Here is a 19,931-nt window from a genome sequence, read left to right as displayed (position 1 = left end):
CAGAAACAACGCGCTGCCTGCATCGCGAGCAAGCCCGCTCCCACACCAGGGTGGGGCGTGTTTTAGAAGGTGTATTTCATCGAGAACGTGGCGTAGTCACGGTCTGCCAGAGGCCGGTAGATCGGGTCAGGCGAGCCCAGATATCCGATGTACTTGAGCGACACTTCCAGGTTGCTCAGGTATTTGAAGGTGGTGCCCGCACTCAGGCGACGGTCACCCGCTACCCCGGCAATCGTCCCCGACATCGGCGCCGCGCCGCTGAACACGTCCGAGAAGGTGAACGGAACCTCCAGGTCCCAGCCCTGGAATACGCCCGGATAACTGAACGAAGCACCGACGGTGTACGCGCTGGATGAGCGAGTACGCCATGCACTGCTGGTCTTGTAGGTGTAGTCATTGGACGGTTGCACCGACGGTGCCAGCGATGGCAACAGAGGCAAGCCTTCAAGGTTGGGTGCTGCCGAGGTGTCGTCGGCATGGTCGGCACGCACGGTGACGATTTCACCGGTCAATGTGGTCTGGCTGGCCCATGGGCGGTCACCCAGAATGCGCATGGCCGAAAACTGCAGCTGCTGGCCCTTGCCCCTGGCAGGCACAGGCCCCAGCCCGGTGTTGACCATCACTGGCGCACCGTCGCGATACGACCATTCCGCACCGAGCTGGTACTCGCCCAGCTTGGTGGTGGCGCTGATACCGGTCAGCTTGATGTCTTCAAAATACTTGACCCTATAACCGTTGGCCTTGTACGCCAGCCCGCCGGGCCCGGCCGGGATCGGGTCCCAGCCCACCAGTGCGGTGGCCGGGTTTTTGTCGTGGTACACCACATGGAACAGCGACAGTTCAAGCTCGCTGACCGGGCGATAACGGATCTGCGCGCCCCACTGCCCGCTATCACGTGGTTCATCCGTGCCCAGGTAAGGCACCTTGTTGGCGCCCATATACAGAAACTCGCGACCCGGCCCGATTACATCCGAGGTCGACAGAAAGCTGCCCACCGGCGGCAGTTCAGTACCCTTCCACTCGTACTGCACATAGCCGCCCAAGGTGATTTGCGGGTTGATCCGATAGGACGCCGAGAACTGCCCGACTGGAAGCAGCACTTCCTTGACCTCAACCCCCGGCTGCGCAGCCTTGACCGCATCGGACGGGTTCTGCACACCATTCACGCCAGGGTAATAAAGGCTCTCGCCCCACGACTCGATATGCCGACCGGCTTTAACATCGAGCATGGTGTCGTTCTCAAAACGCCAGCCGCCAAACACATAAGCGTCGAGCAAGCGCGTACGACCTCCGCTGTAATAGCGGGTATCGCTGGTGAACTCGTCATTGCTGCCGTATTTGTTGACGGTCGCAGGCGAATTATTGTCGTTATTACGGTGGTATACATCGTCGTAAAAGGTACTGGCACGCACCACCGCGCCGTAGTTGTCCTTGCGCAGGATCATCTCGCCCAGCGCGCCGACCCGGTTGGTGGTGAGGCTGTGCTGATCGAAGTTGCGGTTAGGATCATCAGCGTTTACCCCCATCAACCTGTCGCTGGGATTACCCAAGCGCATGCCGATGCCATAACTGGTGGTGACCGACCAATCGATGGTGGTGCCGTCATCAAACTCGATGGTATCCCCTGCCCACACTGGGCTGGAGACCAGTGCCACGGCGACCGCCAGGCCACTGACCTGATAACGGTGCGGGCGCGGCCCTGGACATTTATTGTTATTTTTATTGATCACTCTGCCTCTCCTGGTTGACGACTCGGTGGCCGCCTCGATGGGTTCAAGCGTCATTGCGTTCTGCGTACCGCGCCTATAGCCACTGCTCAAAACAACTCAAACGGGTCGAACTTCACGACTCCTGTCGGGGCCTGTCGATAACGATGCAGCCCTCCTTGTTCCTCACGAACGAGCGCCCCCTCGGCCATAAGGTAATTGGCGTGAGCCAACGTCTCCCCAAGCGCCATCAGCTCGTCAAAGCGACCTGACAGCTTTTTAAACAACACCGCCATCATCTCCAGCGCCGTGCGTGGTTCCTGGCAGGCAACAAGCAACTGCTGCAGATGATTGAGATGGTGATCACGCAACTGATCCAGTCGCAGATGCAGATTGAAAAACGGCCGCTCATGAGCCGGCAGCACCAGCACGCTGTCGGGGATTACCCGCAACCGTTCGATAGAGTCCAGCCAGTCACGCAATGGATTGGCGTGCGGTTCGGTGACATACACCGCAATGGTCGAGGTGATACGCGGCAACACCTGGTCACCCGAAATCAGCAAGCCGTCGTCCGGCGCGTACAGGCAGGCGTGCTCCGGTGAATGCCCGTTGCCCATCACCACCTGCCAGCGGCGCCCGCCGATGGTGAGTTGGCTGCCTTGAGTTAAACGGGTAAAGCCCGCCACCCGTTGCGGGCGAAAGTGCTCACCCTGAATCAGCGGTAAAATTGCCAAGGTCTGCTCGGTGCTGAACCCGGCCTTTTGATAAAAATCCACAAATGCCCAATCGGGTGCAGCGGCCTCTGGCGGGCCATGATGCATCGCTTCGAACTCGCCATGAGTCATCAGCACCGGGCAACGAAAACGCTCGGCCAACCAGCCGACCACGCCGGTATGGTCGCTGTGAAAGTGGGTGCAAATCACCGCCTTGAGCGGTAAACCTGCAAGCACTTCAACAAACACCCGCTCCCACACTTCACGGCATTGATCGCTGTTCAGGCCGGTATCCACCGCCACCCAGCCGTCGCCGTGACGCAGCAAATACAGGTTGATGTGATCGAGCCCAAACGGCAGCGGCATGCGCAGCCATAAAACGCCCTCGGCAACTTCCTGAACCTGCCCGTTGGCCGGTGCTTGCGGCCAGGGATAGCGCAGGCCATCACGCCATTGGTGGCCTTGGGCGTCCAGTTCACTCATGGCTGCTGCCCACAAAGGGTGGCAAACCGGCACGGGCCAACACTTGCAACGAATACGGCTGATAGGTGCGAGTGCTTTCATCGCGCACAAACAGCGGATCGGCAAATAAACCCGGCGAGTAGCCCTGGCGCTGCAAATCGACCTTGCGCAACTTGAAGGTGCTGGTCAGGTCGGCCGCTGCCGAGACCCGTACAAAGATTGGCGCGGCATAGCGTGGCAAGCGCGCTTCTGTCAGTTCATAGAAAGCCTGCGGATCAAACCTGTGTCCGGACTGCATCAGAATCGCAGCCATCCCGGCGCGCCCCTCGTGTTCGGGCACCTGCACCCCGTACACGTTGATCAGTTCCAGGCCTGGCATGTCGCTCAGGGTATCGGCCACCTCCAGAGTCGAGACGTTTTCGCTTTTCCAGCGGAAGGTATCGCCAATGCGGTCGACAAAATAGAAATAACCGTCGTCGTCATAGCGCAGCAGATCACCGGAGCTCCAGTAGGCATCCCCGGCCTGGAACACGTTGCGGCGGATCTTGCTTTCGCTGGCAGCCGTGCTGGTGTACCCCTCGAAACGGCCACCGCCAATCTGTGGATGATCAACGATAAAGCCCATGGCCTCACCCAATTCACCGGGTTGGCACAGCTGGTAAAAACCGTTCTCGTCCCGTGGATGCGTGTCACTTTCGACGTCGTAACGCACCAATCGCAGATTGGTACGGCTCCAGTCCGGTACGCGACCACAGGAGCCCACATAGTTATCGACATTGATCAGGTTGGCGTTGGCTTCGGTGGCACCCCAGCCCTCGAACACCTGAATCGGGCCAAAACGTTCCAGCCAGCGCTGCCACGATTCAGGCGTCAGACCGGCACCGAGCATATAACGCAAACTGTGTTCGCGTTCACCGACCACCACGGGCTGGTTGAGCAGGTAACGGCAGATCTCGCCGATGTACTGGAACACGGTGATGCGGTTGCGGCGCACATCAGGCCAAAATTCGCGCACGCTGAACTTGCGCCGCACCACGATGCTCGCGCCCACGCGCAGCGCAGTCGAGGTCACCGAAGTAGCTGCCGCGCCGTGGTACAGCGGCAGACAGCAGTAAAATACGTCGTCACAGGTGGCGCCCAGGGTAACTTCCATCACGTCACCCGACGACATCCAGCGCATATGGCTGTAACGCGCAGCCTTGGGTAGCCCGGTGGTGCCCGAGGTGAAAATCAGCAGCGTGGTGGTTTCAGCCGTGATCGCGGCACGCACCTCACGGGGGAAGACAGTCTCCGGTGCCGCGCAAATCAGTTCGCCAAAATGGCTGTCGACAAAAGTCGGCAGCTCACCGTCAAAAGGGTTTAGTGCATCTTCGACCAGCCATAGCGGTACATCCGGCAGGCCTTCAGTGCCCAGCAGGTTGGCCAGGCACTCTTCGCCCACCACCACGGCCTTGGCAGCGGTGGATTGCAGTGCATGAACCAGCGGCTTACCGCTGACCTGAGTGTTGATAAACGCCACCACAACACCGAGCTTGACCAGCCCGAACCAACTGAAGAAAAACTGCGGGCGGTTCTCCATGGCAATCGCGCACACATCACCAGGGCGCAGGCCCTTGGCGTAAAGCACATGAGCCATGCGATTGGCTTGGGCATCCACGGTGGCATAAGTGAAACGCTGCTCGCCGTCGATCAAAAAAGCCCGCTCGGGATAAGCCCGGGCCTGCTCCTCAAGACGGTCGGCCAAGGTGTACAGGTCTGCCGGTTTGATCCGGGCGCTGGCCGCAGAACGCAAGTCCAGCAGCGCCTGGGTCTGCTCCCGTGGTACAGGCTGTTGTTTTGGCGCTGCCAGAGCGCTGATCCGCGACATATCGTTCATTGCGCCACCGTCTCGCTCAGCGGGTAATCGCTGTAGCCTTCGGGGCCAGGGGAGTACAAGGTCTTGCGGTCGAAGCGGGCCAGGGGCAGACCCTTGCGCAGGCGCTCGACCAGATCCGGATTGGCGATAAAGTGTCGGGCAAACGACACCGCTTCACCCTGCCCGGCCTGCAACGCAGCAGCTGCCGATTCACCGTCGAACCCGTCATTCAAAATCAGCCCGTTACTGCAATGGCGCTGGGCCAGGGCAAAGGCATCCAGCTCCGCCAAAGGCGAACGCATGATATGCACGTAAGCCAGGCCCATAGGCTCGGCGGCCTCGCACAATGCAACCGCAGTGGCCAACGGGTCTTCGTCATCTATGTCATTGAACGGATTACCTGGGCACAGCCGCAGCGCCACGCGCCCGGCACCAATCGCCGAGGCCATCGCTGCCAGCACCTGCGCCGGGAAACGCACGCGGTTCTCGACGCTGCCACCGTACTGGTCTTCGCGCAGGTTGCTGCCCGAGGCCATAAACTGCATCGGTAGATAACCGCTGGTGCAGTGCAGCTCAACGCCGTCAAAACCGGCTTCACGGGCATTCAGCGCCGCCTGGCGATACTCCTCGATCACCTGTTCGATATCTTGCAGCGACATGGCCTGAGGCTCGTCGGTGTCGACCATCCCCGCGGTGTCGGTAAACAGCTGGGTGCGTGCGCGCAAGGCTGATGGCGCAACCGTGGCTGCACCTGCAGGTTTGTTGTGAGCGCTGGATGCACGGCCAACATGCATCAGTTGCAACACAATCAGCCCGCCCTCGGCATGTACGGCATCGGTCACGGCCTTCCAGGCGGCGATCTGTTTTGCGGTGTAAATCGCCGGGGTACGACAATAGCCCAGGCCACTGGCCGAAGGAGCAGTGCCTTCGGCAACGATCAGGCCGGCAGTCGCGCGCTGGCGGTAGTACTCAACCATCTCGGCAGTCGGTACGCCATGCTGATCCGCGCGGCTGCGGGTCATCGGTGCCATGACTATACGGTTGGCCAGTTCCAGCTCGCCGAGGCGCACAGGTTCAAACAAAATGCTCATGGTGGCTCCTTAGCGCACGCGAATTTTCGGTGCGCCAGCCCCTCGGCGCAGGGTGGCAAGAAACTGTTCAACTGGAGCGGCGGTGGCCACTTGGGGCAGTTGATCCTTGTCTGGGCGGTTGGCCCAGAACTCGGTCCAGGACGGGAACAGATCGTGAAAGGTTCCGGCGTAGGGTTCGCGGCCCGGCCAGCGCATTTTTTGCGTGCCGATCGGCGGTTTGTTGAGGTCACTGGCGTACCAGTAGCACGGCAAGCGGCGCCGGAAATACCAACGCCCCTGCATCCGCTCGTAGTCATCCCAATAGAGCATTTGCATGGTCACCCACTCGGGGCCGGTCTCGTGCTCGTTCTTGGAATACACCACGCCAACGGCATGGTCCGGATCGGTGAATTCGATAAGGTGCTGGCCCAGGTGGTGCGAGGTGCCGTGAAATTGATCGCGCAGGGTGTCATCGACCCAGGCTTTAAGGTGTGCACGCCCGATTTTTTCACGGCCCACACGAATGTCTTCGGCAAACAGATTGACGTGGGCATCGAGGTCGCGCATGTCCAACGACAGCGAATATTTGCCGGCCAACTGGCGGATCTCATCAATCGACTCAAGCCGGTCGAGACGTGCAAGCAAGGCGTTCTGTTCCATAAAAATTCCTTATTCCAATACCGTGTACAGCTCACTGCTGCGTCCACCATCGACCGGCAAGCAGGCACCGGTGATATACGAGGCTTCATCGCTGGCGAGAAACAGAATGGCGTTGGCCACTTCAACGGGCTGGCCGACACGCCGAAGCGGAATCAGCTTTTCGGTATTGATGCGAGTTTTGTCGTCGGTGAGCATGCCCGCCGTGGCTGGCGTCTCGACCACACCGGGGCTGACCACGTTGCAGCGAATGTTGTGGCTAGCACCCTCGCTGGCGGCAGCGCGGCTGAAATTGATCACTGCGGCCTTGGCGGCGGAGTAACCGGCCATCCAGGGCGTACCGAACTGACCACAGATCGAGGCCAGATTGATGATCGAACCGCTGCCCTGGGCCCGCATCAGACTCATGGCCGTGCGAGTGCCCCAAAAGGTGCCGTCCACGGTGGTGGCGAAGTTGGAGTGCCAATCTGCAGTCGAGGTGCTGTCAATCGCCCCCCAGCTGTAAGCCATGGCGTTGTTGACCAAAATATCCAATCGACCGTGACGCTGTGCAACATCGCTGATTGCGCTGACATAGGCAGATTCATTACTGACATCTGCCACCACGCATTCAGCGCGGCCACCGGCATCATGGATCTGCGCAGCCACTGCTTGCAGCGGTTCGATACGACGACCGCAGAGCACTACCCGCGCGCCCTCCTCGGCAAACCGCAGCGCAGTGGCTGCACCAATGCCCGATCCGGCGCCGCTGATAAATGCAACCTTGCCTTGTAAACGAGTACCCATGCTCTGCTCTCCCATTGCTGCCTCCAGCTATCAGATAAACGCCATGCCGCCGTTGACCGCGAGGTTTTGCCCGGTGATAAACGCCGCGTCATCGCTGGCCAAAAAGGCTGCGACGCGAGCGATCTCATCGGTTTCACCCATGCGGCCCAGAGGGATGGCATTGAGCATGCTTTGCATCCAGTCTTGCGGGATGTCCGCCATCATCGGGGTGTTGGTCGGGCCGGGAACGATGGTGTTGACGCGAATACCGTTGCCAGCCAATTCGCGAGCCATGCTGCGGGTCAGTCCCATCACGCCAGCCTTGGCCGCGCAGTAATGGCTAGGGCCTTCGCCGGTGAGGGCCGAAGTACTGGAGATATTGATAATCACGCCGGGGGTGGCGGCTGCGAGCATCAGTTTTACCGCTTCACGGCTGCAGTAAAACGGGCCGGTAAGGTTGACGCCTATCACCCGCTGCCAGTTCTCGTCGGGGGTTTGCGCAAAGGCATCGATAGAGCCGATCCCAGCGTTGTTAACCAGAATATCGAGACTGCCGAAGTGTGCGTGAACGGCGGCCATCGCGGTGGCGACCGAGTCGCTGTCAGCCACGTTGCAGCTCACGGCCAGTGCCTTGTCGCCGAGCCCTTCTATACTCTGGCGCGCGGCGTCCAGATTGATATCGGCAGCGACAACCTTGGCCCCCTGCTCGGCAAAGTGACGCACAATAGCTCGCCCCATGCCCTGACCTGCGCCGGTTACAAACGCCACTTTATTCAGCAATTTCATAGGTTTCTCCCGCCTGCCCGATGTCGGCCGCCCTAAAGCCTGGGCGGTGTATGGGAGCAATCATTGACTGGAGAAAAAAGCTGAACATCGTCCGATGGGACTAAGCAGCCGAGCCCGCGCTCCTGGCTCACCGTTAAATCCGGCTTTACCAGGGCTGCGCCGTCTACCCACCTTGTAGCCGCTGACGAGTAGAACGAGGCTGCGTCCGGTTGCGGAACGGCCGTACCCCCTCAGACTCACTGCGATATCCGGCTTTACGACGGCTGCGCCGCCGAACGCAGCCTCGCGGAGCTCGTCAGCGGCTACAGGTGCAGGTGCAGGTGCAGGTGCAGCAATATGATCGGCTGGTCTAAATGGACGATGTACTCGCCACACGGTTCGTGGAATAACTGATTCACTAGAACAAAAACCGGGAGAGCCCGTCGTGTCCATACCCTTGCGCCCCACCTGGCGAACCCATTACGCACTAGGCGTTTTGGCTGCCATCTATATCTTCAACTATATTGACCGGCTGCTGATGGCCATTTTGATCGAGCCGGTAAAAGCCGAGTTCGGCATTTCCGACACCGGTATCGGCCTGCTGTCAGGCGTAACCTTTGCGGTGTTTTACACAATTTTCGGCTTCCCGCTGGGACGTCTTTCCGACCGTATCGGGCGCAAAAAAGTCATCGCATTCAGTTGCATCGCCTGGAGCGTAATGACCATTTTCTGTGGCTTCGCAGCCAGCTTCTCGATGCTGGTGGTGGCGCGGATCGGGGTGGCTATCGGTGAAGCCGGTGGCACGGCACCGTCCATGGCGATGGTCTCGGACCTGTACCCACCCGAGCGCCGTTCAACCGCGCTGTCAGTCTTGATGCTCGGCTCAAGCCTGGGGGCGATTTTCGGCTTGGGGCTGGGCGGCTGGATCGCGCAGCATTACGGCTGGCGTTTTGCATTTGTGGTTATCGGTGCACCAGGGATTTTTCTCGGCCTATTGCTACTGTTCACCGTGCGCGCGCCCAAACCCGCGATGCTGGTCAATCCCAATCAGGTGGTGCAGGCACACTGGGCCGTCACCGTGCGCGAACTGTTCCAGACCCCGTCCTTTCTATGGATAGTGCTCACCGGCGGCTCTGCAGCAATTGCCGGTTATGCCATCGGCACCTGGAGCCCAAGCTTTCTGATCCGCTCCCACGGTTTGAGCCTGCAGGACGCCGGGCTGCTGGCCGGTGTAGCGGGCGGTGCCGGGGCTACGTTCGGCACCCTGACCTGCGGCATTTTGTGTGACCGCTTGGCGCGTCGCGACAAGGGCTGGCAAATCGGCGTGCCGCTGCTGGGCACGCTGATCAGTATCCCGTTCGCGCTGGCTTATTTCCTGTGGCCAGTGGGCACTGCGTTCCATGTAGGCAGCACGCCGGTGCCGACCGCCTTCCTGTTTTACGGCGTATTCAGCTTCTTCGGTACATGGTGGGCAACACCTTGCCTGGGCGCGATTTCCCATCTGTTCCCGGCCACCCGGCTGGCCCAGGCCACGGCGATTTTTGTAATGGCCATGACCCTGCTCGGCGTCGGCGTCGGCCCACTGTTGATCGGCATGCTCAGTGACGGTTTCGCTCATACCCTGGGCAACGAAGGCTTGCGCTATGCCCTGGCCTCTTGTGTCTCGCTGCTGGTATTTGCCTCGGTGTTTTTGGCCATGGCCTTGCCGCGCTATCGCAACCACCTGATGAACAAGACCCTGCCCCCAGCACAGCTGGCTGACGCGGCTACTGCCTGATTTTTGGAGATTGAGTGATGACTGAACAAGACCTTCCCCTGCCCATCGGCCACTTTGTGACACTGGACAGCGGCCTGCGCCTGCACTTTCTCGACGAAGGCAGCGGCCCAGTGGTGTTGTGGTTACATGGCAGTGGCCCGGGCGCCAGCGGTTACAGCAATTTTAAAGGTAATTACCCGCAGTTTGTTGCCGCAGGTTTTCGCAATCTGGTGGTGGATTTGCCGGGTTTCGGGCGCTCCGACAAGCCTGAAGATGCGCAGTACAACCTCGATTTCTTCGTCAAAGCCATGTCGGGTTTTCTCAAGGCTGTCGGAGTAAAACGGGCGACCCTGCTCGGTAACTCCTTGGGCGGCGCCATTGCCCTGGGCCTGGCGTTGGCTGAGCCTGCGCGTGTCGAGAAACTGATCCTGATGGCCCCCGGCGGCGTTGAAGATCGCGAAACCTACTTCAAAATGGTCGGTATTCAACGCATGGTCGAGCTGTACAACGCAGGCCCGCTGGGCATCGAGCAAATGCGCCGGATCATGAGCCTGCAACTGTTTGACAGCTCGCAGCTGGACGACAATCTGCTGGCCGAACGGGTCGCCGTGGCCGTGCACCAGCCGCGCAATCTGTTTACCACCATGATGGTGCCGAACATGACAGAACGCCTCGAAGAACTGCAGGCACCCATTCTGGGATTCTGGGGCACCGACGATAACTTCAACCCCGCCAGTGGCGCGCTCAAAGTGTTGAACCACGCACCCAATGCGCGCTTTATCATGCTCAACCGATGCGGCCACTGGGTGCAAGTTGAACACCGCGAGTTGTTCAACAAGGCGTGCCTGGAGTTCCTGCGCAGCTGAACCCTGAACACGCATGACCTACGGCTGCCTGCGGGCGGCCGTATCCCCTTCCAGATACCCGCTCGGGCTGAAATAACAATGACAAAATACCCTCAGTTGCTGGCACCCGGTCGCATTGGCTCTCTTGAGCTGCGTAACCGCATCATCATGGCGCCCATGGGCTCCAATTTCGCCGAAGCCGACGGCCAGTGTGGCGAACGTATTCAGGCCTATTACGAAGCTCGCGCCCGTGGCGGCGCCGGGCTGTTGATCATGGGCGTATGCTCGGTGGCGTTTCCGGCCGGGACCGCCGAGCCGTTTCAGGTTGGTGTCTCCAGCGATGAGTTTATCCCTGGGCTAAGCCGCCTCGCTGAACGCGTCCACCAGCACGGGGCAAAAATCGCCATGCAATTGCAGCATGCGGGCAAGACCTCGGTACGCGACATGGCCGAAGGTCGGCAACTGTGGGTGCCTTCCGTACCGCCGGTACTGCAAAGCGACATGATGGCCGCGCTGACACCCGAAGAGCTGGCCAACTTTGTCAGTTCCATGAAGCGTCGCGCCGAAGGCTCACCGATCCGGGTAATGGACAGCGCCGATATCGCGCAGATGATCGACTGGTTCGCCTGCGCCGCCGACCGTGCCAAGCGAGCCGGTTTCGACGGTGTGGAGCTGCATGCGGCCCACGGTTACATCATTGCCGGCTTTCTCTCCGGCTATTACAACCAGCGTGAAGACGCGTATGGCGGCACCCTGGAAAATCGCGCCCGGTTGCTCCTGGAAATCATCGCGGCAGTACGCGCCAAGGTCGGTAACGAATTCGCTGTCTGGTTGCGTCTGGACGCCGAAGAGCTGCACACCCCCGGCGGCATCAACCTGGAAGACGCCAAGGCGGTGGCACGCATGGCCGAGGCGGCTGGCGTCGATGCTGTCAGCGTATCTGCCAGCGCCCGTATCACCAGCGGTGTGGTCTTTACCGAAGCGCCTCTGGTGCACCAGCCCGGCGGTTTTCTGGAGTGGACCGGCGCGCTCAAGCGCAGCGTGCAAGTGCCGGTGATTGCCGTGGGGCGTATCGAGCCGCAGGCCGGTGAAGCAGCCCTGAAACGTGGCGACTGCGACTTTATCGCCATGGCTCGCAAACTGCTGGCCGACCCGGAACTACCGAACAAACTGCTCAACGATCAGGAAGCCAGTATCCGCCCGTGCATTTACTGCTACGTGTGCGTCAGCCAGATATTCATCAACGAGCGGGTCAAATGCGCGGTCAACCCCATGACCGGTCATGAGTTCGAATACGTCATTGGCCCCACGGCCACGCCAAAACATCTGGTGGTGGTCGGTGCCGGGCCTGCCGGGATGGAAGCCGCACGCATCGCCTCCTTGCGTGGGCATCGCGTGACTCTGCTCGAACGCAGCGACCGCCTGGGCGGTACGCTGTTTTTTGCGGGCCTGGCCTATGCCGAAAACGCCCGCCTGCTGGATAACCTCAAGGTTCAGGTACAGCAGTCAGCCATCGATATCCGCCTGAACACCCAGGCCAGTCCCGCCCTGCTCCGCGATCTGGGTGCCGATCAGGTGCTGGTGGCTGTCGGTGCAGAACGTGCGGCACCGGCGATCCCCGGCGCCGATCAAGACCACGTATGGAGCGGCGACGAACTACGCCGCCTGATGACCGGCGACCGCGCCGAGGAAATTGCCAAGCGCAAACTGTCCTTTACCCAGCGTGCGCTGATGAAAGCCGGCAGCCTGACCGGCATTACCGACAGCCGTGAAGCCATGGAGAAACTGTCGCGGGTATGGATGCCCTTGGGCAAGCGCGTGACCATTATCGGTGGCGGACTGGTGGGCCTTGAGCTGGCAGAGTTCCTGATTGCCCGCGGGCGTCAGGTAACCGTGCTGGAAAGTGGCACCCACCTTGGCCGCGAACTGGCCATCGTGCGCCGCTGGCGGGTGTTGCATGAAATTCGCGTGCATGGCGCAAAGTTGATCACTGGCGCCAGCGTGACCGCCATTGATGGGCATTGCGTGCGTTACCAATTGGCAGATGGAACCGCAGCACAGAGCGAGGCCGACTCCGTGGTACTGGCCATCGGTGCACAGCCTGATACCGGGCTGCTCGACGAATTGACCCGCGCAGGGTTGAGCGCTACCAGCATTGGTGATTGCCATAGCATTGGCTACATCGAGGGTGCTATCAGTGCTGGCCACCGGGCTGGGCGAGAGGCCTGAATACAGCGTTCCCACAATTTCAGGCCTGGCTTACTCGTCCTTTTTGACAAAGGTGACGTTGCAGCCGGACCTGAAATTGATGCACATCAAACATCCTCTGTTAACTGCTCTCGTCCCTGACTACTTTAGAACTGCAGCTATTGTAAAAAGGCGATTCCCGATGAACCATTAAGGATCCAAAGAGTTCCTGCCAGCACCACCCTAGGAGATACTCGTGACTGCAGATAACCGCCATTACAAAATCGACAACATCGAATTCAACGTCCACGACATTGCGCGCAGCAAAGCCTTCTATGGCGCCGTATTCGGCTGGACGTTCACTGACTATGGCCCCACCTACAGCGAATTCACTGATGGGCGCCTGAGTGGCGGTTTCACCACGGGCGAACCGGTACGCCCCGGCGGCCCGCTTATCATTGTGTATGCCGACGACCTGGCCCGGGCTCAGCAGGTAATCACCGCTGCCGGAGGCCTGATTACCCGGCCTGAATTCAAATTTCCGGGCGGTAGTCGTTTCCACTTCACCGACCCGGACGGCTATGAGCTGGCGGTCTGGTCACAGGCATAACGACACATTTCCAGCAAAACCCTCCTCCCCTGACCCCGGTAACGACCAGTCTTAATACCGGGGCCAACTGTCGCCCCGTCATTTGAACGTAAGTAAAAAAACCTGCACAACCTTGCGAATTGTCTCAATTGACCCTCGAAACACCACCCTCCTAACGTTCAGCGGTTGCCCTCTATCACATTGGATGTGGGTCTCATCAGACGAACAGCCGCATTTGGCGGTTAAAAACCATTGACCAAAGGTAGCTTTAAAGCTACACCTCTTATGATCGAGATAAGACATTACGTCAGCGAAACGGGTAACGACCATTACCAGCAGTGGCTGGACCACCTAAAGGATCGAACGGCCAAGGCGCGCATCACCGTGAGGGTTAACCGGCTTTCAGCAGGCGCCTTTGGCGATTGCAAACCACTGTGCCAGGGAGTGTGGGAATTACGCATAGATCATGGGCCGGGTTACCGGCTTTATTACGCTCAGGACGGCAAAAAGTTGGTGCTGTTGCGGCTCGGTGGCGACAAGCGCCAGCAGCAGGCCGACATTGACAAAGCGGTACGCTGCTGGAACGCGTATCAGAAGAGGAAGCCATGAACAGAACCAACAGTCACGACGAATCCGTTATCGAAATGATCCGCCAGGATCCCGAATTTGCCATTGAATACCTGCGCATTGCCATTGAAGAGCTGGATGAAGAAGGCGGCCAGGCCAGTTTTCTGACCGCGCTGCGCCACGTTGTAGAAGCACGGGGCGGCATGGCACAAATAGCCGAAAAGGCTGGTCTCTCCCGCGAAAGCCTGTACCGCGCCCTGTCCCCCAAAGGCAATCCGACACTGCGCACCATGCGCCAGGTGGTGCATGCCACCGAAATGACCTTTGCCTCGCTGACCTGCCCCCATGAAAAAGCCCCGTCAGTGCAAACCGACGGGGCTTTAACGTGAAGCTTGCTGCTTGATACTTGTTGTTTATCTGCCCATGGCCCGCGCCGCATCTGCGGTGTACTGGTCAGGAGTGAATTTACCCTCGTTGAGAATTGGGCCCTTCTTGGCCTCGTTGGTCATGCCGTAACCGGTGTACTGCCCAGAGTTCAAGTCCATGAAAAACTGCGATCCTGCCTGCCAGCCGCTCATGTCCGGGTGGTAGTAATAGTTGATCATGGCGTGTTTCCAAAGCTGCCCACGGGCGTCGTAATTGTCCGCCATGACCGAGTTCCAGGTGTCTTCGTCGATAAACAGCACACGCTTGCCATACACGTGGCGGTAACCTTCTTTCAAGTCACCTTCTACCACCCACACGCGACGCAGTTCATAACGCATCAGCTCAGGGTTGGGATGGTTGGGGGTTAGCATATCCGCGTATTTGACCGTACCGGCGTTAGGCTTATAGGCGTTGGCCGGGATGTAGATTTCACGCTTGCCTAGCAGTTTCCAGGTAAACCGCTCCGGCGAGCCGTTGAATAAACGGTCTTCGTCCACCGTCATGGTGCCGTTGGTGCCGATCATCGGCTGGTCATAGCCGTAGCCCGGCAACAAACGCACGCGACGGGTGGACGGGCTGTAGCTCCAGGCCTGACGCGGGTTGGCCTGGAAATCGTAGGGTTCGTGGGAAATGCTGATCACGCCATTGTCACGGGCCGGTTTAAGGGTCGTGTTGTTGCCCATGGCTTGAATCTTGTCTTCAGTTTTAGGTTCGACTGTCGGCGAGTTGGCCTGTGACAGCCCGCGTGCATAAGCACGTCCCCAACCGATGCTGCCATTGGGCAATACGGAGGCCAGGTCGCTGGTTTTTTCTTCGGTCCAGGCTCGAGCTGGGAGCTGGTGGTTCCACAGCACTTCCATGCCGCTTTTTGGAATCGGGAACGGTACCTGGCCCAATCCTTCAATACCCATGCCATCGTGCACCAGCTTGGCGTTCAGGGCATTGCTCATGGCACGTCGGCACACGTAGTCCGGGTAGCGGAAATCACGGTGACCAGGGTAGACATTCATCTTGTAAGTGGTCGGATAACGCTTGAACAGTGCCTTCTGGCCTTCGCTGAGTTTGTCTTCGTACTGGGCCATGTTTTGCGCGGTGATCACCAGAATCGGCTTCTCCGCAGCGTACGGATCAACCGGTTGGTCGCCCGAGAACTTCACATGGTTCCAGCCCGGCACTTCGCCCAGGTACTTGCCGGTATACGGCGGGATGGTCCCCGCGGCGTTACCTGCCTGCTCTGCCCCTACACAGGTCAGCTCTTTGCCCAGTTTGGCCGCTTCTGCGGGGGATACCTGGGCAGTTGCCGTGCCGATGGTGCACACATTGACGGCCATGGCGGCTGCGAGCATTACGCCTGTTCTTGTTATTTTCATGTATTGCCTCCTACGCGGATAAAGCTTGCTGGGGGTATGCGTCCATTCTTCGCCAATCACAGGCGAGCACATCGTCCAGTAAGACTAGAAAGGGCTTGATCAGCCCCTCCCTCAGGCCGTTACCAACAACTCTTTGAGCAAGTTCTTGAGCATCTTGCCCGAGGCATTCCGGGCAAACGGTGTGTGCTGAACATGGATCTGCGCCGGGACCTTGAAGCTCGCCAGACGCTGCGCGATAAAGCTGCGTACCGCCGCGCTGTCCGGGGTTGAAGCCGGGTCGCCGCGCACCACCAGAAACACCACTTCGCCAAGCACATCGTCAGGTACGGCAAAGGCTGCAGCTTCAATCACACCGGGCATTTCACAGGCACAGGACTCGACCTCGGCAGCAGAGATTTTCTCGCCGCCGCGGTTGATTAAATCCTTGGCCCGGTCCGTGATGTAGAGAAAACCCTCGTCGTCCAGCAGGCCAATATCGCCGGTGTCGAGCCAGCCATCGCACAAGGTTTGGGCGCTGGCCTCGGGCAGGTTCCAATACGAGCTCATCAGCGTTGGCGAGCGCACCCAGATCAACCCACTGACCCCACTGGGCAACGGTCGATCCGGGCTGTCGCCAATGCGCACGTCAACAATGGGCAACGGCCAGCCCGCCGAAGCTGGTTTGTAGACAAACTGATCACCGCCAATCGCGGCACAAATACCGTTGCTTTCGGTCAGGCCATAACCGCTGCCACCGACCGCTTCGGGTTTGCGCTGCGTCAGGTTGGCCAGCAAGCTGCTGGAAGGTGCCGCACCACCTAATCCCAGTCCAAACAGACTCGCGGTGTCGGGGCTGCCGAAACGTGGTGAGGTCAGCAACTGCTGCATCATCACCGGCGCTCCGTTGAACTGGGTGCACTGCTCATCGCGGATCAGGTCGAAAGCCTTTTCCACGTCCCACTTGTACATCAGCAGCAAGCGCCGGCCGCTGCGCAAAGCCAACAAGAACTGTGCATGCAAACCACTGACATGAAACAGCGGCACCGCCATCAAGGTGGTGGGGGCATAGCCGCTGTTGATCACCACGCTGATACGTTCAGGTGAACTCAGCGCGCAAAACGCGCCCTGAAACTCAAGCGCTGCCAGTGCCTGACACACTGCGCCGTGGGTCGACAGAACGCCCTTGGCCAGGCTGGTGGTGCCCGAGGTGTAGAGAATCATGGCCGGATCCTGGGCGCTGACTTGCTGCACAGGTACGTTTAGCGCCGAGGCGGCCAGCAGGTCTTCCAGACGCTGGCAGTGTTCGTCCAGCGGTGCGCCTGCACTGAGCCCCACCACAATCGTCGCCAGCCCTTGTTCACGCAAGTCGCCAACAAGCAGTTGCAAGCGCGGCTCGTCGCACAGCAACAAACACGCACCACTGTCCTGCAATCCATGGAACAACTCGTCTCGCAGGCCCCAGCTATTGAGCGGTACGCACACTGCACCGCAACGCTGAATAGCGGCAAAGGCCACCAGCCATGCGGGCTGATTACGCATGGCAATTGCCACGCGATCGCCCTTGCGTACACCAAAGCGCTGTACCAGTTGCCCGGCCAGACGATCCACCTGATCGAAAAACTGGCTGAATGTCAGGCGTTGTTGCTCCCACACCAGAAATTCGCGATCTGCATGTACGCGACCACTGTCAATCACGGCCCAAACGCTGGCTGCGCTATGACGAAAATACTTCGCCCCGCCGTCCGAAGGCGTCAGTACTTCAAAAGGCGAGCCGACACCAATCAACTGCTGCCAGGCGCTCTGCCATTGCTCAAGTTTCATCTTGTTATTCTCCTGACTCGAACAGTTCGCTATCAGCTCAAGCGTGTGCCAGCTCAAGGGCTGCATAGCGCTCGCAGTGAAAATCGGCGTCGCCCAAGCTTGCCTGTGCAACGCGGATACGCTTGAGAAACAGCCCCACATCCAGCTCGTCGGTGACGCCAATACCGCCATGCATTTGCACCGCTTCATTGACCACCTTGAGTGCCATCTGCCCCGCCTTCCATTTCGCCAGGCTGGCCAGCCGCTGACGCTCACCCTCGCTCAAAGTGCTATCGTCCAGGGCGGCCAGGCCCGCCATCACCGCGCTGCGCGCCAGTGCCAGCTCGACATACAACTGCGCTGCCCGATGTTGTAGCGACTGGAAAGTACCAATCGCGACATCAAACTGAACGCGGGTCTTGAGGTAATCGAGGGTCAGTTCGAAAAGTTTTTCAGACATGCCCAGCATCTCGGCAGCCAGGCACACACGCCCGCGATCCAGCGCGATATTCAATGCCGGCATTGCACAGCCAATGTCCCCCAACAGCGCATCAGGACCGACCTGCACCTGTTGCAACTGCAATCGCGCATGGTTACGCGAGTCAATCAGCGGCAACGCCTTGACGGTCAGCCCCGGAGCATCTGCTGGCACCAAAAACAGGCTGATCCCCGCCGCCGCGCCAGTGCGTGCAGCCACCAGATAGCCGTCGGCACCGACCCCATCAATGACGAAATATTTATCCCCGGTCAGGCTATAGCCGTCGCCATTGGCCACAGCTTGCAGCGCCACTTTTGAGGGGTTGTGCCGCGGCTGTTCGTCCAGCGCCAGCGCCAGGCGTCGTTCGCCACTGATGGTCGCCGATAGCCAGCGATCCTGCTGCTGGGCATTGCCTTGCAGATGCAGCAGAGAACCGCTGAGTACCACGCTGGAAAGCAGCGGCGAAGCGCTGAGATTGCAGCCGATAGACTCAAAAATCGGGCCCAGGCCCATGCAGCCAAAATCCAGCCCACCGAGATTTTCGGGGAATGGAATGGCACTCCAGCCCAACGCCACCGCGTCTTGCCAGAGTTGCGGGTCAAAGCCGCCTGCTTGCGCTTCATCGCGCAAGGCGCGCTGGCGGGATACCGGGCTGCGCGCCGCCAGAAACTCGCGGGCGCTGTCGGCCAACAGCCGTTGATCGTCGTTATAAAGCAGGTGCATGGTGAGTTTCCTTACTTCACGTCAGGCAGGCCCAGGACCCGCTTGGCAATAACGTTGAGCTGGATTTCTGACGCGCCGCCAGAGATGGTCAGGGCAAAACTGTTCAGCCAGCCACGGGTGATGGCCTGTTCCTGAGGAGCGAAAGCACCCTTGTCCCAGCCCAGGGCGTGATAACCCATGACATCCATCAGCACTTCGAACTTGTCGCGTTCCTGTTCGGTGTGGACCAGTTTCATGATCGACATCAGACCGTTGACGTCCTGCCCTGCCCGGGCTTCTTCGCCCATGCGCTGCACAGTCAGGTTGTAGCTGTGCTCGTTCATGGCGCTGGCCACGGCTCGCGCCACCAATGCCGACTCGCTTTGCCCCACAGGCTCCGGCAAGTACTGCTTGACCAGTGGTAACAGGTGAAAATGGGTCGGCAAGCTGAACTCGCCAAACTTGGACATGGCTTTGCGTTCGTGCTGCAACAGGCGCTTGGCCAGGTTCCAGCCGCCGTGCAGCGGGCCGATCAGCTGACTTTTAGGGACTTTGACGCCATCGAAAAACACCTGGCAGAACGCCGACTTACCGCTGATCAAATCAATCGGTGCGACGCTGACCCCGGGGCTTTTCATGTCGAGCACGATCAGGCTGATACCCGCGTGCTTGCTGGCTTTGGCATCGGTACGTACCAATGCATACATCCAGTCCGACTTGTCACCGTAGGAAGTCCAGATCTTGCTGCCATCGACCACAAAGTGATCGCCAGCATCCCGGGCTGAGGTTTTCAGGCTGGCCAGATCAGAACCGGCGTTAGGCTCGGAGAAGCCCTGACACCAACGTACTTCGCCACGGGTCATGGGTGTCAGCAGGTTTTTTTTCTGCTCTTCGCTGCCGAATTCCAGCAGCACCGGGCCAAGCATCCAGATGCCCAGATTGATTTGCGGCGGGCGGCATTTGAGACGACGCAGTTCGCTTTCGAGCACCGCGTTATATTCCGCGCTCAGCCCTGCACCACCGTATTCGACGGGCCAGTCCGGACAAAACCAGCCTTTATCGCGCATTCGCTCAAACCACAATTGAGCATCTGCATTGGGAAACTCGACATCGCTCGCACCCCATACCAACTCGCCTTCAGGAATGGCCTTGCGCTGCGATGGCGGGCAATTGGCCTCAAGCCAACTGCGGGTTTGCTCTCTGAACTGGTCAATCGGGTTCATATGTTTCACCTGTAAT

Annotated in this window: 17 protein-coding genes; 6 read left to right on the top strand and 11 right to left on the bottom strand. The window is 59.5% G+C overall.

All coding sequences use genetic code 11. From position 1 onward, the window contains the following. Positions 1 to 62: 62 nt before the first annotated feature. The 7 genes from V6L79_RS14380 to V6L79_RS14350 all read right to left on the bottom strand — a co-directional run bounded on the left by V6L79_RS14380 (position 63) and on the right by V6L79_RS14350 (position 8,014). Entirely contained in the window at positions 63 to 1,730 is a 1,668-nt protein-coding gene (locus V6L79_RS14380) for a DUF1302 domain-containing protein (protein WP_261742155.1), read from the bottom strand. Positions 1,731 to 1,816: 86 nt separating this feature from the next. Further along, positions 1,817 to 2,902, bottom strand: a complete 1,086-nt coding sequence (locus V6L79_RS14375; protein WP_338579024.1) for an MBL fold metallo-hydrolase — start codon at positions 2,900 to 2,902, stop codon at positions 1,817 to 1,819. After that, positions 2,895 to 4,757 (bottom strand): long-chain-acyl-CoA synthetase, encoded by a 1,863-nt coding sequence (locus tag V6L79_RS14370; RefSeq protein ID WP_338579023.1) that lies wholly within the window; start codon positions 4,755 to 4,757, stop codon positions 2,895 to 2,897. The genes V6L79_RS14375 and V6L79_RS14370 overlap by 8 nt, the downstream gene beginning before the upstream one ends. Next, positions 4,754 to 5,827: an alkene reductase gene (locus tag V6L79_RS14365; protein ID WP_338579022.1), complete on the bottom strand. Its 1,074-nt coding sequence runs from the start codon at positions 5,825 to 5,827 to the stop codon at positions 4,754 to 4,756. Before V6L79_RS14365 ends, V6L79_RS14370 begins: the two co-directional genes overlap by 4 nt. 9 nt (positions 5,828 to 5,836) lie before the next feature. Next, positions 5,837 to 6,466: a nuclear transport factor 2 family protein gene (locus V6L79_RS14360; RefSeq protein ID WP_321836411.1), complete on the bottom strand. Its 630-nt coding sequence runs from the start codon at positions 6,464 to 6,466 to the stop codon at positions 5,837 to 5,839. Positions 6,467 to 6,475: 9 nt separating this feature from the next. Continuing rightward, a complete protein-coding gene (locus tag V6L79_RS14355) occupies positions 6,476 to 7,249 on the bottom strand; it encodes an SDR family NAD(P)-dependent oxidoreductase (protein ID WP_261742150.1) in 774 nt (257 codons plus the stop codon). A 30-nt stretch (positions 7,250 to 7,279) separates the two neighbouring features. Beyond that, complete coding sequence (locus V6L79_RS14350) at positions 7,280 to 8,014, bottom strand: SDR family NAD(P)-dependent oxidoreductase (RefSeq protein ID WP_261742149.1); 735 nt, start codon at positions 8,012 to 8,014, stop codon at positions 7,280 to 7,282. A gap of 424 nt (positions 8,015 to 8,438) precedes the next feature. On the opposite strand from V6L79_RS14350, the gene V6L79_RS14345 reads away from it, so the two are divergent. The 6 genes from V6L79_RS14345 to V6L79_RS14320 all read left to right on the top strand — a co-directional run bounded on the left by V6L79_RS14345 (position 8,439) and on the right by V6L79_RS14320 (position 14,326). After that, entirely contained in the window at positions 8,439 to 9,770 is a 1,332-nt protein-coding gene (locus V6L79_RS14345; protein WP_261742148.1) for an MFS transporter, read from the top strand. 17 nt (positions 9,771 to 9,787) lie between these two features. Then, the gene (locus V6L79_RS14340) at positions 9,788 to 10,615 is read left to right on the top strand and encodes an alpha/beta hydrolase (protein ID WP_338579021.1); all 828 of its coding nucleotides are present in this window, start codon (positions 9,788 to 9,790) and stop codon (positions 10,613 to 10,615) included. Positions 10,616 to 10,693: 78 nt separating this feature from the next. Continuing rightward, entirely contained in the window at positions 10,694 to 12,823 is a 2,130-nt protein-coding gene (locus V6L79_RS14335; protein WP_261742146.1) for an FAD-dependent oxidoreductase, read from the top strand. Positions 12,824 to 13,037: 214 nt separating this feature from the next. Next, positions 13,038 to 13,391: a VOC family protein gene (locus V6L79_RS14330; protein ID WP_321836409.1), complete on the top strand. Its 354-nt coding sequence runs from the start codon at positions 13,038 to 13,040 to the stop codon at positions 13,389 to 13,391. 231 nt (positions 13,392 to 13,622) lie between these two features. Beyond that, positions 13,623 to 13,979, top strand: a complete 357-nt coding sequence (locus V6L79_RS14325) for a type II toxin-antitoxin system RelE/ParE family toxin (RefSeq protein ID WP_338579020.1) — start codon at positions 13,623 to 13,625, stop codon at positions 13,977 to 13,979. Continuing rightward, positions 13,976 to 14,326 carry an addiction module antidote protein gene (locus tag V6L79_RS14320; protein WP_261742143.1) on the top strand — a complete coding sequence of 117 codons (351 nt, stop codon included), beginning with the start codon at positions 13,976 to 13,978 and terminating at the stop codon, positions 14,324 to 14,326. The genes V6L79_RS14325 and V6L79_RS14320 overlap by 4 nt, the downstream gene beginning before the upstream one ends. Positions 14,327 to 14,350: 24 nt before the next feature. Here V6L79_RS14320 and V6L79_RS14315 read toward each other — a convergent pair whose 3' ends face one another. The 4 genes from V6L79_RS14315 to V6L79_RS14300 form a co-directional block, all read right to left on the bottom strand. Further along, on the bottom strand, positions 14,351 to 15,733 hold the full coding sequence (locus tag V6L79_RS14315; RefSeq protein ID WP_405046594.1) for a DUF1329 domain-containing protein: 1,383 nt from the start codon (positions 15,731 to 15,733) through the stop codon (positions 14,351 to 14,353). Positions 15,734 to 15,844: 111 nt separating this feature from the next. Then, a complete protein-coding gene (locus V6L79_RS14310; protein WP_261742142.1) occupies positions 15,845 to 17,533 on the bottom strand; it encodes a class I adenylate-forming enzyme family protein in 1,689 nt (562 codons plus the stop codon). Positions 17,534 to 17,570: 37 nt separating this feature from the next. After that, complete coding sequence (locus V6L79_RS14305) at positions 17,571 to 18,713, bottom strand: acyl-CoA dehydrogenase family protein (RefSeq protein ID WP_338579019.1); 1,143 nt, start codon at positions 18,711 to 18,713, stop codon at positions 17,571 to 17,573. 11 nt (positions 18,714 to 18,724) lie between these two features. After that, the gene (locus V6L79_RS14300; protein WP_338579018.1) at positions 18,725 to 19,915 is read right to left on the bottom strand and encodes an acyl-CoA dehydrogenase family protein; all 1,191 of its coding nucleotides are present in this window, start codon (positions 19,913 to 19,915) and stop codon (positions 18,725 to 18,727) included. Positions 19,916 to 19,931: the final 16 nt, after the last annotated feature.

Origin of the sequence: Pseudomonas sp. ML2-2023-6, assembly GCF_037055265.1 — a bacterium.
In the GTDB taxonomy this organism is placed as follows: domain Bacteria; phylum Pseudomonadota; class Gammaproteobacteria; order Pseudomonadales; family Pseudomonadaceae; genus Aquipseudomonas; species Aquipseudomonas kulmbachensis.
The sequence above is the reverse complement of the archived record's forward strand: the minus strand, read 5'-3'. Positions and strand labels throughout refer to the sequence as shown.